Origin of the sequence: Streptomyces sp. NPDC060035, from assembly GCF_042736635.1 — a bacterium.
Taxonomy (GTDB): domain Bacteria; phylum Actinomycetota; class Actinomycetes; order Streptomycetales; family Streptomycetaceae; genus Streptomyces.
Genome location: NZ_JBHWVO010000045.1, coordinates 1 through 14614, shown reverse-complemented (window position 1 = coordinate 14614; position 14614 = coordinate 1). Strand labels below are relative to the sequence as shown.

At 69.1% G+C, this 14614-nt stretch carries 10 protein-coding genes; 5 read left to right on the top strand and 5 right to left on the bottom strand.

What is annotated here, in order from left to right:
* Nucleotides 1-71 precede the first annotated feature (71 nt).
* The 5 genes from ACFWBQ_RS36455 to eccB form a co-directional block, all read right to left on the bottom strand.
* Nucleotides 72-1331, bottom strand: a complete 1260-nt coding sequence (locus tag ACFWBQ_RS36455; RefSeq protein ID WP_385507616.1) for a S8 family serine peptidase — start codon at nt 1329-1331, stop codon at nt 72-74.
* Nucleotides 1332-1356: 25 nt separating this feature from the next.
* A complete protein-coding gene (locus ACFWBQ_RS36450) occupies nt 1357-3090 on the bottom strand; it encodes a hypothetical protein (RefSeq protein ID WP_385507614.1) in 1734 nt (577 codons plus the stop codon).
* On the bottom strand, nt 3090-3542 hold the full coding sequence (locus tag ACFWBQ_RS36445) for a hypothetical protein (protein WP_385507612.1): 453 nt from the start codon (nt 3540-3542) through the stop codon (nt 3090-3092). The genes ACFWBQ_RS36450 and ACFWBQ_RS36445 overlap by 1 nt, the downstream gene beginning before the upstream one ends.
* A 147-nt stretch (nt 3543-3689) precedes the next feature.
* On the bottom strand, nt 3690-4937 hold the full coding sequence (gene mycP / locus ACFWBQ_RS36440) for a type VII secretion-associated serine protease mycosin (RefSeq protein ID WP_385507656.1): 1248 nt from the start codon (nt 4935-4937) through the stop codon (nt 3690-3692).
* Between the two features lie 26 nt (nt 4938-4963).
* Nucleotides 4964-6496, bottom strand: a complete 1533-nt coding sequence (gene eccB / locus ACFWBQ_RS36435) for a type VII secretion protein EccB (RefSeq protein ID WP_385507610.1) — start codon at nt 6494-6496, stop codon at nt 4964-4966.
* A gap of 183 nt (nt 6497-6679) precedes the next feature.
* Between eccB and eccE the strand changes: the two genes are divergently transcribed.
* The 5 genes from eccE (at nt 6680) to ACFWBQ_RS36410 (ending at nt 14437) form a co-directional block, all read left to right on the top strand.
* Entirely contained in the window at nt 6680-8020 is a 1341-nt protein-coding gene (eccE, locus tag ACFWBQ_RS36430) for a type VII secretion protein EccE (protein WP_385507606.1), read from the top strand.
* The gene (locus ACFWBQ_RS36425; RefSeq protein ID WP_385507604.1) at nt 8017-8727 is read left to right on the top strand and encodes a hypothetical protein; all 711 of its coding nucleotides are present in this window, start codon (nt 8017-8019) and stop codon (nt 8725-8727) included. Before eccE ends, ACFWBQ_RS36425 begins: the two co-directional genes overlap by 4 nt.
* 84 nt (nt 8728-8811) lie before the next feature.
* Nucleotides 8812-9045: a DUF397 domain-containing protein gene (locus tag ACFWBQ_RS36420; RefSeq protein ID WP_385507603.1), complete on the top strand. Its 234-nt coding sequence runs from the start codon at nt 8812-8814 to the stop codon at nt 9043-9045.
* 329 nt (nt 9046-9374) lie between these two features.
* A complete protein-coding gene (locus ACFWBQ_RS36415; protein ID WP_385507601.1) occupies nt 9375-12362 on the top strand; it encodes an SCO5717 family growth-regulating ATPase in 2988 nt (995 codons plus the stop codon).
* A 197-nt stretch (nt 12363-12559) separates the two neighbouring features.
* Nucleotides 12560-14437: an ABC transporter substrate-binding protein gene (locus ACFWBQ_RS36410; RefSeq protein ID WP_385507600.1), complete on the top strand. Its 1878-nt coding sequence runs from the start codon at nt 12560-12562 to the stop codon at nt 14435-14437.
* The last annotated feature ends 177 nt before the right edge of the window (nt 14438-14614 follow it).

Below are 14614 nucleotides of genomic sequence, written 5' to 3'. Positions count from 1 at the left end.
TGGCTTCCTTTCTGGTGCTCTTGTGCGATCCGGCGTTCCCGCCGGGGGTGCGTATGAGGAACTACGGTCAATCAGGCGGCGCGGCGCTTGCGGACGAGCGCGAAAGCGCCGCCGCCGAGCACGAGTACGACTGCCACTCCGCCGAGGATCAGGCCCAGTTGACTGTCGTCGTTCTTCTCAGTGCCTGAGCCTGCCAGGGCAGCGCCGTCGGCCTTTTCTTTCTTGTCAGGCTGTGACGAAGCTGGTGCGGAAGGGGCGGCTGAGCCCGCAGAACCGGACGTCTTCTCCTTGGTGAGAGGGCTGATGTCCGGAGCGCCAGGCGTTCCAGTGCCCTTGAGGATGTTGACGGCCGGGCGAATGATGCCGTGCCCGAGGTAGTTGCTGAGCGTGCCCTTTTCCCAGTCACCTCGCCCCGCGGTATCGAAGAGGACGTTGAGGACTTGGTTAGCCGTCCAGTCGGGGTGAGCCGACCAGATCAGGGCAGCCGCGGCCGACGTGATGGCGGTTGCCTGGCTGGTCCCGCCTTCAGAGTCGCAGTAGCCCTGGAACTTCGAGTCACACCACGCTGGAATTCCATCACCCGGTGCGGCAATATCTACGGTTTTGCCATGCTGAGAGTACGTGGAGGCCTTGCCACTACTATCAGTCGCGGCAACGCCGACGACCTGCGGATACGCCGCCGGATACTGATCCTTGTTTTTCGTTTCCGCAAGGTTGCCGACAGCTGCAAAGAATAGCTTTCCCTTGCTCTCTGCGTATTCGACAGCTTCTCGCTCTTCCCTTCCGGGGAAGTCGCTACCGAACGACATGCTGATGATCTGCGCATCACTGTCCGCCGCAGCCCGAATTGCGTCTTCCGAGTCATGTGGATTCACCGAATGCGCGTTCTGAAATTCAGTGTTGGTGATCCGCATCGGAATGATTTTCGCGCCGGGTGCAAGGCCTCGCAGGCCCCCGCCCTCACCCGTTCCGGCGATCAGCTCAGCCATCGTGGTGCCATGGCCGTTGTAGTCGTCGGTTTCGTCCCCCTCAGCCCCCGTGGCGTCAAGCCCCTTGAGAACCTGGCCCTTCAGTGACGGCGTCGACGGATTAACACCGGTGTCGATGACAGCAACCTTGATGCCTTCACCTGTGGTCGTCTTCCACATCTCTTCGGCATGCATGGGTTCGAGGTACCACTGCTTCGACTGCGCGTCTGCGGCGACCGCAGAGGGAGCAGCCCCCGCGAACCCCACACTCCAGGCAGCGGCCACAGCCATCGTGCCGAGCAGGTGGCCTCTCAAGCCGAGAGGCACACGACGCTTCCGGGTCTGGCTCATTCCTGCTGTCATCCTGACTTCCGAACCTTCCCTGTACCTACTCGATCACCGGCGGTGCGACTCCACGCCGGCCGGCCTCCCACGTCTCTCTGTCTTCCGTCAGGTAGTCCGGGCGCGGCGTGCCGTCGTCCTGGTCCTCGTCCCCGGAGTCCCTCCGGCCTGCAGGGCCACGCACAAGTCCCGCGCCTCCGGGGGTGAAACCCTTCGCGCCTGAGCCAGGTCGCGCAGCGCCTCCACGGGGTGTGCCCACAACTCCGTTGGTGCTAGGAGTACCTCGCCCAGCAGGGCGGGACGCGCTACCCGTTCCACCGGCTCCGACGACACCTCGCTGGCCAACGCCGCCCACCGGGCCGCCCGTTCGTGCCGGTCCCCCGGCTCCGATGACCGTGCCGCGCGGGACACCACGAGCACCCCCAGGTGTACTCGCGCCCGGAACGGCGCGCTGCGGGGTCCCGCCTACGATGCCGCTTGCTCGGCCGGCACGCGGGCCGGTAGCTCCGGACGTACCTGCATGGCCTGTTGCTGTGGGCCTGCCGCCAGTGACACCGGACCGGCCGGCAGTGGGGGCCTGCGGCCCGCCACCTCCGCGTCCGGAGGCCGGGCCGGCGCTCATGGGCGAAGGGCGCCCCACCGGGGAACCGGTGCGGCCGTTCGCAGCAGGGCCGCCGCCCGTGGGACCACTTGCTCTGGGACCGCTGGTCCCTGCCTGGCCAACTGCTCTGGGCGCACCTGTTGCTGTCTGGGGGCTCCGTGAACTGCCTGTCACGGGGTTCACGAAACCGGTCGCCATGGGCGGAATTGGGCCTCCCCCAGATACCGCGGGGCTCGCAGTCAGTGGCGGAGAAGGCGTGCTTGGAGTGGTTACAGAGGGCGGCAGGGTGGCGACGCTATTGATCTCTGTCGATGTGCCCTTGTCCAGAACGGGTGTAACCGATCCAAGTCCTGCTGCGGACGATGCCTGAGGGCCACCCGCTGTGCCTGAGCTGCCGATAGCCGTTCGCTCAGAAGAGGATCCTTGCCCTCCCCCACCGCCCGCCACCTCGGAGTCTTGCCCAGAGCTCTCGGGAAGGCGGTAGTCATTTCGCGGCCGCGGCATCGCAACATCAAGCTGCTTCTCGAACCGCGGCGGCTCCTGTGCCGCCAGCGTCTCCTCCGAGACCGCGTAGTACGAAGCCAGCCGGTTCGCCTGGTTGATGGCCTCCTGGCGGTCCTTCTCGACCTTCAACGCCGCCTGGTACTCCGGGTTGCCCTCGACTCGCTTCGGGGCCTCGACCTCGTCCGGGGTCTTGCGGCTCAGGCGGGTATCGCGGGGCGGGAGGGAGTTGCGGACCGAGGCGAGGCCCGTGCCTGCGACGGTGATCTGCGTACCGGCCGTCTGCGCGAACTCTCCCAGCTTGCGGGCGTGGGCGACCAGGCCGGTGCCCCAGTCCCGGAAGGCCTTGTTGGAGTCGCCTTCCCAGTCGACGTCCTTGATGAAGTCTTCAAGTTCCTTCGCCGCGTCGCTGATCGCGGTCCTTGCCTTCAGGAGCGCCTGGCCCGCGTCCTCGAGGTGTTCCGGCTTGGAGTTCTCGATCAGGTCGATCATCGAGTTGAGTTCGTGGCCTTCGAAGGAGGTCCGTCCCGAGGAGCCGGAGCCCCCGAAGCCGAATGACTCCATCACGTCCTGCATCTGGCGGGTCACATCCGTGACGAGCAACTGCCCCTGGACACGCTCCGTGTCCTGCTGCTGCTGTTCCGCGGGAGTCAGTTCCGGCTGCTTGTCGTCGCTCATCAGCTATCACCCAAGTCGTCGTAGGCAGAGCCGGTCTTGCTGTCGGAGCGCGGCTGCTCAGGCTTGGCCGTCTTCTCGTCCTGCGCCTTCTCGCGCTCCGTGTCCAGACGAGTCTGGATCTCGTAGAATCGCCGCCGCGTGTCGTCGTCCACGTTGTCGAAGCCGACCGCCGCCGCGTGCACGCCGAGGCTCAGGTACTCGATCTGGTCGCCCAGCGACTTCGAGAGCGTGACGAGCGACTCGTGGACACGGTTGTACTGGGTGTAGAGCCCATCCGCTTCCGCGAAACATGCGTTCTGGCCACTCAAGGAGGTACGCGACACCGTTTGTGCCGCGACCTTCGACTTGCCGGCCGGTGAACTCTCGAGATCTGTCAGCAACGCGTTCACGCGCTTCTGAAACTGCTCGAGGGCGCCTACACCTCGCCGGAGATCCCCTTTGCCCTCGCTCACGTTGCTGCCCTTCCCCGATTCCCCGTTTGCTCAGTCCGTTTCGCGTTGCTATCGCACCCGCGTGAACGGCACTGGCCCCACAACATCACTCTAGCCAATGGCACTGACAGGTCCAACTGTCTTGTCCATGACGTAACTTCCCTCACATCACGTACCGCTCGGTCGTCCCTGACGCCGCTGCCTGTCGCGCACGGCAACCGCCGCACCCGCTATGGCGGCGACCAGCACACCCCCGCCCACCACGACGTAGGTCGCCAGCCTCGCGTTGCGTTCGTCCGCCGTCTCGCCCATGTGAATTGCGGCGGGCACGGGTGCCTCGCCCTTGCTCACGCCCTCGTGTGCCACCGGCTTCTCGATGGGCTTGTCGTCCTCGGTCAGCGCGCGCACGGGGTCGACGACGCCCCAGCCGACCAGGCGGTCGTGGCCCGCGATCGAGCGTTCCGCCGTCTGCTCGATCTGGGCGACGACTTGTTCCTGCGTCCAGTCCTTGTGCTTGGCCTTGATGAGGGCCGCGACTCCCGCGACGTAAGGGGCGGAGAAGCTGGTGCCGTTGTCGGCGCAGTGACCGCCGCCGGGGACCGTCGAGATCATGTCCACGCCGGGGGCGGCGACGCCCACGAACTCGCCCGACTGGGAGAAGGCCGCCCGTTCGTTGTTGCGGTCCGATGCGGCTACGGCCAGGACCCCTTCGAACGAGGCCGGGTAGGTCTCCTTGACGTTTCCGCCCAGTCCGTCGTTGCCGGCCGAGGCGACGATCACGATCTCCTTGGCCAGGGCAGCGTCCACCGCCTGTTTCAGGACGGGCGTGGGCTTCACCGCGTTGGCCGTGTCCTGGGAGATGTTGATGACGTCCGCCTTCGCCTGGTCGGCGGCGTAACGGATGGAAGCGGCCAGCGATTCCGCGGTCCCGTGGCCCTCGGCGTCGTTCTGCTGGATCGGGATGATCGTCGCGTCGGGAGCCAGGCCGGTGAAGCCGGTGCCCTTCGCCTCTCGCGCGGCGATGATGCCGGCGATCTTGGTGCCGTGGCCGACCACGTCGGTGGTGCCGTTCTCCTTGCCGCGCTCGACCTTGCTGCCGTTCTCGTCCTTGAGGTCCTTCGGCAGGAAGTTGCGGCCGCTCCCGGTGTCCACGGCCTTCGTGAGCTGAGGGTTCTTGACGTCGACACCGGTGTCGATGACCGCCACCCGCACGCCCTTGCCGGTGGACTGCTCCCACAGTTCGTCCATCAGCACGCGTTGCAGCGCCCACGGGCGGCCCACGTACTTCTTCGAGGGGAAGGTGCACTGGGTGGAGTCGTCCGCGGCCGCGGGCAGCACCGGCAGCGTGACGAACAGGACGGCGGTGGCCGCCCCGGCTGTCAGCAGGCGTCGGCGGTAGGAGGGGTGTGTGGGCAAGGGCTGCGTGGTCACGTGATCGCTCCTCACGAACCCTGCGGCTGGCGGGCGGCGCCGGTCGAGAGGCGCGGGCCCGTCGGCAGGAAGGCGGACCATGCGGCGGGAACGGGCGCGGGATCGACGTCCTTGTACCCGAGCTGGCTCTGCGCCTGCTGCGCCTCCTGCCGGCTCTTCGCCCTCTCCTCCTTGGTGCCGGATTCGCCGATGCCGGAGTCGTCCTGCACGCTGTCGCCGTTGGACTGCATGGCATAGCGCAGACCGGTGTCGGTCACCAGGAAAAGAGGACCGGAGTCGGGGCTGGAACCCTTGAACTGCCGGAAGAGCAGGCCGGATCCGGGGGTGACGTAGGCGCTGCTGGAGCCGGTGGGGAGCGTGGCGGGAAAGCCCGTGCCCGCCCAGGTGCTGAGCGTGGCGGCACCGTCCTTCTCCGAGACACCGCGCAGGACGTTGCACACGGTGTTACGGCTCCCGCTCGCGGTGCTCGCGGAGTTGACGGGCGTCGGCTCGCTCGTGGGCCATTTCGTCTCCTGCCCGAACGCCTCACCCGGCTCGAACGCTCCGGCGCTGACGTGCTTCGCCTTGCCGTCCTGACCGAGGTTGACCAGGGCGCGGCTGCTGAGCAGAAGTTTGGCAACGAAGTCGGACACCGGGGCGACCCTGCCCTGCAGGACCACGTACTGCTGGGTCCTGGTGCCGGACGTCGCCGCGAGGACCATGCCCACCTTGTTGTCCTCGGGCTGCAGCTTTCCGCGAACACCCGCGTCGGTACCGGGAGTTCCCTCAATGGCCGGGAAGGTGACCTTGTCCCCCGCGTGCAGCGTGTCGAGCCAGTCGGCGGACACCCGCTGGGGGTCTCGGTCCTGGCCGACCAGGGTGCGCAGCAGCAACTCGTCCTTCTCCACGGCGTACGCCGTGCCCGTGGCGTCCGCGATGTAGCGGGTCCTGTCCGGTCCCGGACCCTCGACGTACATCAGCTCGCCGCCCTGCAGCTTGCCCGCGCCCTCGGTCTTCTTCTGCTCGCGCTCCGCGAAGACGAACGCCGCCTTCTGGATGGCCCTGCCGCCCTCGCCGGGCCGCTCGCAGACCGCCCAGCGCTTCGTGGAGCCGGCTTCGGACTTGTCGGGAAGGCGGTCCGGGGCGTACGGGATGCCGAGGGTCGCCCCGTGCGGGATCTTGCCGCTGTCCAGGACCGATTCGTCGACGTTGATGACCGTGCCCTTGTCCGGGGCGAGGAGGAGCTTGGCGCTGGACATGTTCAGCACCGGGTGGAGCTGCGTCTTGCCGTCGGTCTTCAACACCACATACCGGGTGGTGGATTTACTGGCGATGATGACGTTCTCGTAGGGGGTGTCCCACTTCTGGGGAGCCACGGGTTTGAACATCCCCCAGGCTCCGAACACCGCCAGGACGACCACGCCGACGATTACTCCGGGGACCACCGCGCGAAGAGGGCGCGGTGCACCCTCTTCCGAACCGGACGGGTGGGGCTGCAGGAACTGTGCGACCAACCTCCGCTTCGCGAAGGTGTAGGCATTGAGTTCGTCCCGCCGTGATGCCATGTGCGCGCTGCCCCTTCTCCCCAGTGGGCGACCAGGTTCCCACACCCTCCGTGGGCCGCTGCCCCCGACCGGGACCCCTACTATGCCTGTTGGCACTTGGCTGTCACCGCTCAGGTAGGGTGATCGCCCGATCAACGCCCGTGAAAAAAACGGTGAATACGGACACGAGGGGGCAACGCGGCGATGGGTGCAGCGACGGGGGAGCGCACGAGGCGGTCCACGCACCGAACGCCCGGCTCTTCCCGGCGGCAACGCAGCAACGGGTCGGACGGCACAACTCCCCCGCGGTCGGCGGACGCCCCTGCGGCGACCACTCTCCATTCGATCTCCAGGACCGGCCGCGTCGGGCCCGCGCTGCGGCAGTTGGTTCTCGTCGAGGCAGCCCTGGCAGTCGCCGTGGTGGGCGCGGCACTCGGCGGTGCGTGGCTGATTCCCGCCGGCGTGATCGCCTGTCTGCTGATCCTTCTCGCGGTGGTACGCCGCCGGGGCCGGGCCGTGCAGGACTGGCTGTCGACCGTGTCGTCCCTCCGCCATCGCAGGCGGACCGCCGCGGCGCCCGCCGCCGACACCGAGCCGCAGCTGGCTCCGGTGGCGGAGAACGTGCCGGGATTCGCTCCGTACATCTATGTGGACGGCGCCCGCCGCACGGTGGGCATGGTCGGGGACGGCACCTTCCTGACCGCGGTCGTACGGGTCGAGGCGAGCGGTGAATCGCTCCGCCAGGCCCTGGGGGCGCGGGCTCTTCCGCTGTCCCTCCTGGGCGACGCACTCGCGGTGGACGACATCGTGCTGGAGTCGGCGCAGCTCGTGCAGCAGGTACGCCCCGCTCCGGCGCCGCATCTGCCGGAGCGGTCGGTCGCCCGGCTCTCGTACGGCCCCCTGCAGGACCGGACCGGGGCGCCCGCCCTGCGGATGACCTGGGTGGCGGTGAAGCTGGATCCGGAGCTGTGCCGGGAGGCCGTGGAAGCACGCGGTGGCGGCATCGGAGGAGCGCAGCGCTGCCTGGTGCGGGCCGCGGACCACGTGGCGAGCCGTATCACCGGCGCCGGGTTCCGGGCCTCGGTACTGGATCAGGAGGAGCTGAACTCCGCCGTGGCGACGTCCGCGTGCGCCAACCCCATCCTGTCGGCGCGTGCGGGTCGGCCGGATGCTCCGCCGCAGCGGCGGACGATGGAGACACCACGGGTCTGGCGCTGCGACGACCGCTGGCACACCACCTACGCGGTGGACCGTTGGCCCGAGTTGGGCCGCGGAGCCACTCCGCTGCCGCGGCTCGTCTCGCTGCTGACCTCGGTTCCCGCGTATGCGACGACGTTCAGCCTGACGGTGCGCCGTGGTGCGCACCAAGGCCATGTGTCCGTACGCGGCCACGTACGGATCACCGGCGGCTCCGACACCGAACTGGTCGGGGTGCGAAGGACGTTGGAGCAGGCCGCACGGCATGCGAAGGTCGGCCTCGTACGGCTGGACCGCGAACAACTGCCGGGTGTCCTGGCCACACTCCCGCTGGGAGGCGCGCAGTGAGGAAGCACATCGCTCCGAGGCGGGGACTGCTGGGTCCCCGCCATGCCGGCCACACTCTGGCGGCGGACCACCTGGGCGCGCTGTCGTTGCCGGTGGGGGATGACGGGGTGATCATCGGCGACGATGCCGAAGGCCGCCCCCAGATGATCGGGTTCCATCGCCCGGCACCGTACGACATCCTGCTGATCGGCGGACTGTGGACCGCGCAGGTGCTGGCACTGCGCGCAGCCGGTACCGGTGCGCGGGTGGCGGTCGAGACGGGGCGCACCCAGGCGTGGACCACGCTGGCACAGGCCGCGGGTGCCGGTCTCGAGTGCATCTCCCTTCATGACGTGGGCCAGGTCCCGCCGACCGGAGCGACCGTGGGTAGCCCGGTGGTGGTGGTGCGCGACTGCGGCATGCGCCCGCCCCGTGGCCGTGTGGTTTCCTCGCCGTGGCAGTCGGTGCTGACGCTCCTGCCCTATCTGAGCCCCGTGGCACCTCGGTTGCTGCGTGCGTCGACGCTCGTCGGCATCCAGCGGGTCTCGCCGGCCGAGGCGGAGCAGATCGGCAGGATTCTGGGACTCGCACGGGCCGAGAGCGAGGCCCTGCCCACCCTGGCGGACGGTGTCACGCTCTGGGTGGCGGGGCGCGAGCGCCACTGGGTGATGACCGGCGCGACGGATGTCGAGACCGGATTGCTGGGCACTGCGCGCAGGATGGACTGAATCCTGTCTCGTTTGCACCCCGGACCCGCCGCTTTTCAGGATCATGGCGGGGGAACGACACGGTTCGACCGAAGGGACGTGCGCATGGGCACCCAGCAGGAAAAGGACGAGCTCTACGCTCTCGACATCTCGGATGTGGAGTGGCTGAGCGCACCCGGTACCGAGAAGGTCGAGGAACGGGTCGAGATCGCGTACCTCCCCCAGGGTGCGGTCGCGATGCGCTCCTCGCTGGATCCGGAGACCGTGCTGCGGTACACGGAAGCCGAGTGGCGCGCGTTCGTACTGGGCGCGCGGGACGGTGAATTCGACCTCACGTAGGCAACTGCACGGTGCGGGGCGGCTGTCCGGGACTGCCGCCTCTCGCTGCGTCCGACCACATCCCGGTGTGCGACAAATAGCCCGTTCCTTCACGTTCCGCCGTACTCGCCTCGCTCGAGGGCTGCGCGTGACCTACCGGACAGTTCTTCACGTGCGGTACGGCCTGCCGTAGTGCGCCCCATGGCGATTAGGGTGGGTGTGGGCACGGCAGAGGAACCTGCGGGCAGACATTGCGCGTCGCAAGGGGGAGAGCCGGGCGGACCGGACAACGGGAACGGTCGCCCCCACCCACCACGGCACAAGGGTGCTCGACCACACCAGGAGGCAAAGTGAACGGCGATCGGGACGAGATCAGCGGGGGATGGAACACGCCCGTCGACGAGTCGTCCGACGCGGATCCCGCCGAGATGACGGGTGAGTTCACCATCGACTACACCCCGCCCGCCTGGTACACGCAGAACGCGTCGGGTGACTCGTCCGGCGGGGCGGGGTCGCACCTGGCGCCGCCTCCGCCGCCGCAAGGGGCGCCGGTGTCCGTGCCCGGACTGCCGGCAGGCGGCGCATTCGAGCCCAACTGGTCGCCGGCTCCGCCCGCGCCGTCCGAGTCCGCGCCGGCTGTATCGCCTGCGCCGTCCGCGTCGCCCTCCGAACCCGGGCCGGCGGCTTACGCCTCGGCTTCGGCGGGTCCCGAGGGTACGGATGCCGCGAGCAGTGCCGCGGACCCGTTCGGGGGCGGCGATCTGGCGAGCGGCGCGACGATGCGGTTCTCTCCTGCCTCGCTGAAGCGGGAGATCGCGGAGCGCGAGGCAGCGGCCAAGGCCGAAGCCGTGGCTTCCGGCACTTCCCGTCCTGCGGTTTCCGGCGATCCGGCGGAGCCTGCCGCTCCCGAGGCCGCGGACGAATCCGGGTCCGGGTCCGGGTCCGGGGACATCGGTGCGGAACCATCCATTCCGGTGAACGAAACGGGTACGGGTGACTCCGAGGAGCTCACGGAGACAAGCGCTGACGCGCCTGCCCCGGCTTCCGGCACCGCACCGGACCCGGCCCCGTTCGCGGACTCCGCGCCGGCTGTGGACGACGTACCGACGGCAAACCCCGTCCAGGCCGAAGAGCCCGCGGACGTCGCTACGGACGCGGCGCCCGAGGACGTTCCGTCGGCCGGCACCCTGCCCGCCGACGAGCCCCGGGACGCGCCGCCGTCGAACGTGCCTGCTCCCTGGTCCCCGGCGCCGCCGCAGGGCGCCCTCCCGCCGCTGCCGCCCGCGTTCCACCCCGCCACGCCGCAGCCCGGCACGCCCCAGCCGGCGTCGCAGTGGCCCGCGCCCGTGCCGGCACCCGCACCGACGCCGCCGACGCCCACCAATGAGGCGCCCGGCGGTTACGGGTTCCCGCAGGCACCCGCACCCCAGCAGATCCCTCAGCCTGTTCAGCCCAACATGCCCGCACCGCAGGGCGGTTACGGGTTCCCGCAGGCACCCGCACCCCACCAGGCCCCTCAGCCTGTTCAGCCCAACATGCCCGCACCGCAGGGCGGTTACGGGTTCCCGCAGACGCCGCAGCAGCAGTACCCGGGGCAGGGCGCGCCCCAGTCGTACCCGGGCCAGGCTGATGCCCAAGGAGCCCAGGGCGGCTACGGATTCCCGCCCCAGGCCCCCCCGCCACAGCAATTCCCCGCGCAAGGCGTCCCTCTTCCCCCGCAGGCCCCACACATCCCGCAGACCCCACAGATCCCGCAGCAGCCGGTCCAGGGCACGCCGAATCTGCCCGCCCCCGTCGCCCCGCAGCCGCCCGAGCCCTACCAGTACCAGCAGCCCGGCCCCCAGGCCCCGCCCGTCGACCCGCGCGCGGGAGCAGCCTGGCCCACACCGGTCACCCACGACCAGCGCGAGCGTTCCGTGCCCGGCGCCCCGCTCGGTTACACGGCCGCTGTGGAGCTCTCCTCCGACCGGCTGGTCCGGGGCAAGCAGAAGGCCAAGAGCAGCCGTAACCCCTCCTCCGCCGCCCGCTTCAAGCTGGGCGGCAAGAAGGAGGAGCTCGAGCGTCAGCGCAAGCTGGACCTGATCCGCACACCGGTGCTGTCCTGCTACCGGATCGCGGTCATCAGCCTCAAGGGCGGTGTCGGCAAGACCACGACGACCACCGCGCTCGGCTCGACGCTGGCCACGGAGCGGCAGGACAAGATCCTTGCCATCGACGCCAACCCGGACGCCGGCACGTTGGGCCGCCGGGTGCGCCGCGAGACCGGGGCCACCATCCGGGACCTCGTCCAGGCGATCCCGTATCTCAACTCGTACATGGACATCCGCCGCTTCACCTCGCAGGCGCCCTCCGGCCTGGAGATCATCGCCAACGACGTGGACCCGGCGGTCTCCACGGCTTTCAACGACGAGGACTACCGCCGGGCGATCGAGGTCCTGGGCAAGCAGTACCCGATCATCCTCACCGACTCGGGGACCGGCCTGCTCTACAGCGCGATGCGCGGCGTGCTGGATCTCGCCGATCAGCTGATCATCATTTCGACACCCTCCGTCGACGGTGCGTCCAGCGCGTCCACCACACTGGACTGGCTGTCGGCGCACGGGTACGCGGACCTGGTGCAGCGGTCCCTCACGGTCATCTCCGGGGTCCGCGAGACCGGAAAGATGATCAAGGTCGATGACATCGTGCAGCACTTCGAGACGCGCTGCCGCGGCGTGGTGGTCGTTCCCTTCGACGAGCACCTGTCGGCGGGCGCCGAGGTCGACCTCGACATGATGCGTCCGAAGACCCGCGAGGCGTACTTCCACCTCTCGGCGCTCGTCGCGGAGGACTTCCAGCGGGCCCAGCAGCAGCAGGGGCTGTGGACGGCGGACGGCAGCAGCCCGCCGCCGCAGTTCGCCCCACCGATGCCCGGACACCAGATGCCCGGTCAGCAGGGGGCGGGCCAGCAGCAGTACGCACCCCAGCAGCCCCACCAGCCGTACGCCGGACAGCCCGCGCAGCAGCCCTACCCCGCGCAGCCGTATCCCGCGCAGCCTCAGCCCGGCCAGCCCTACCCGCAACAGCCGTACGGCGGCCAGCAGCCTCCGCCCCAGCAGGCCGCCGCACCCCAACAGCCGTACCCGCCGCACCCCGGCCCGGGCGTGCAGCAGAACGGCTGGCAGCAGTCCCTGCCCTCCCAGGCGCAGTCGGGTGCGAGCCCGGCCGGTCCGCCTCCGGCGCCCGTACACCCCGATGGCCAGGCAGGTCAGCCCGGTCAGCCCGAACTGCAAGGTCCCGTTCCGCCGGCCGGCTGGCAGCAGTACCCGCCGCAGCCGCCGCCGGCCCCTCAGCAGTAAGGCAGTAGAGGTCTAAACCAATGAGGGCCCGCACCGTTCCCACGGTGCGGGCCCTTCTTGCATTCCCGCAGCCCACACGCGGTTTGACCCGTCGTTGACGCGCGTGACCGCCGCTGATAAACCTTCGCTTCACCAGCTGGCGAACCAGAGACCTGCCCGCCTTCACCGTGCGAGTCATGACGCGAGGTTTACGTCCTATGGTCACAAGATTCTCACCACGCTCCACCCGCCCACGCGGCCACGTACGCATCCTTCTTGCCTCCGGCGCCGCCGCCCTCGCGCTGGCCGCCGGATCGGTCGTCCCCGGAAACCCGATCGGCCCCGCTCCGCAGGAGGCGCAGGCCGCCGACGGCGGGAAGTCGACGCTCACGGTCGCGGTCGCGCAGAGCATCGACTCCCTGAGCCCGTTCCTCGCGCAGCGGCTGCTCTCGACGAGCATCCACCGCCTGATGTACGACTACCTGACCAACTACGACGCCAAGGACAGCCACACGATCCCCGGGCTCGCCACCCAGTGGGAGCCCTCGGCGGACAAGCTGACGTGGACGTACACCATCCGGTCCGACTCGAAGTGGTCGGACGGCCGGAAGGCCACCGCCGAGGACGCGGCATGGACCTTCAACAAGATGATGACCGACGAGGGCGCCGCCACCTCGAACGGCAGCTTCGTCGGCAACTTCAAGAAGGTGACCGCCCCCAGCGCGGACAAGCTGGTCATAGAACTCAAGCAGCCGCAGGCCACGATGACGGCGCTCGATGTGCCGATCGTTCCCAAGCACGTCTGGGAGAAGGTCTCCGACTTCTCGAAGTTCAACAACGACACGAAGTTCCCGGTCGTCGGCAACGGCCCGTTCATCCTGACGGACTACAAGGTCGACAGCTATGTGAAGCTCAAGGCCAACAAGGACTTCTGGCGCGGTGCACCCAAGTTCGACGAGCTCGTCTTCCGGTACTACAAAGACCAGGACGCAGCCGTAGCCGCCCTCCGAAAGGGTGAAGTTTCCTTCGTCGCCGGCAGCCCGGGTCTGACCCCGGCCCAGGCCGCTTCGCTGAAGACCACCGACAACATCAAGGTGAACGACGCCCCCGGCAGGCGCTTCTACGCGCTGGCCACGAACCCGGGCGCGCGCACCAAGGACGGCAAGAAGTTCGGCGACGGGCACCCGGCGCTGCTGGACCAGAGGGTCCGTCAGGCGCTCTTCATGGCCGTCGACCGCACGGCCATCATCGACAAGGTCTTCCAGGGCCATGCCATAGAGGGTGAGGGCTACATCCCGCCCCGCTACGACTCGTACTTCTGGAAGCCGACGGCCGAACAGAAGCTCGGCTACGACCCGGCGAAGGCCGGCGCCCTCCTCGACCAGGCGGGCTACAGGAAGACCGGCGCAGGCAAGCGGGCCGGCAAGGACGGCAAGCCGCTCGACCTCCGCATCCTGTGCCACGCCACGGACCCGAACGACAAGGCGATCGGCAAGTACCTCCAGGAGTGGTGGGGCGACCTCGGAGTCGGACTGAAGGTCGACTGCCGCGACAACGTCTCCGACCCCTGGTACGCGGGTGAGTACGACCTCGCCTTCGACGGCTGGTCCGTCAACCCGGATCCCGACTTCGTCATGTCGATCCACACCTGCGCGGCCCTCCCGGCCAAGGCGAAGGAGTCGGCGGCGACCGACAACTTCATCTGCGACAAGCAGTACGACGAGCTCTACGCGAAGCAGCTCGCGGAGTACGACCCCGCCAAACGGGCTGACCTCGTCAAGCAGATGGAGTCGCGGCTGTACGACACGGGGTACATGAATGTCATGGCGTACCCGAATGCTGTCGAGGCCTACCGCACCGACCAGATCGAGTCGATCACGACGATGCCCTCCGATGCGGGGAACATCTTCGGGCAGGACGGCTACTGGAGCTGGTGGTCGGCAGTCCCGGCCGCCGGTGCGTCGGGCGGTTCGTCCGACGACAGCAGCAGCTCCACCGGAGTCCTCATCGGTGTCGGAATCGCCGTAGTCGTCCTCGCCGGTGGCGGGCTGCTGTTCGCCATGCGTCGTCGTTCCACCGCGGAAGACCGTGAATAGTCCATGAGCACAGACAGCACTCCCGCGCTCCTGAAGGGCGCGGCGGGCGTGGACACGGTGCGGGCCGGGGGGCCCCCCGCCGCGCGGGCCGGCGGCCCCCCCGCCCCCCCCCCCCCCCCCCCCCCCCCCCCCCCCCACATGGGGGGGGACAGCGGCGGGGGGGGGGGGGGGCAGGTA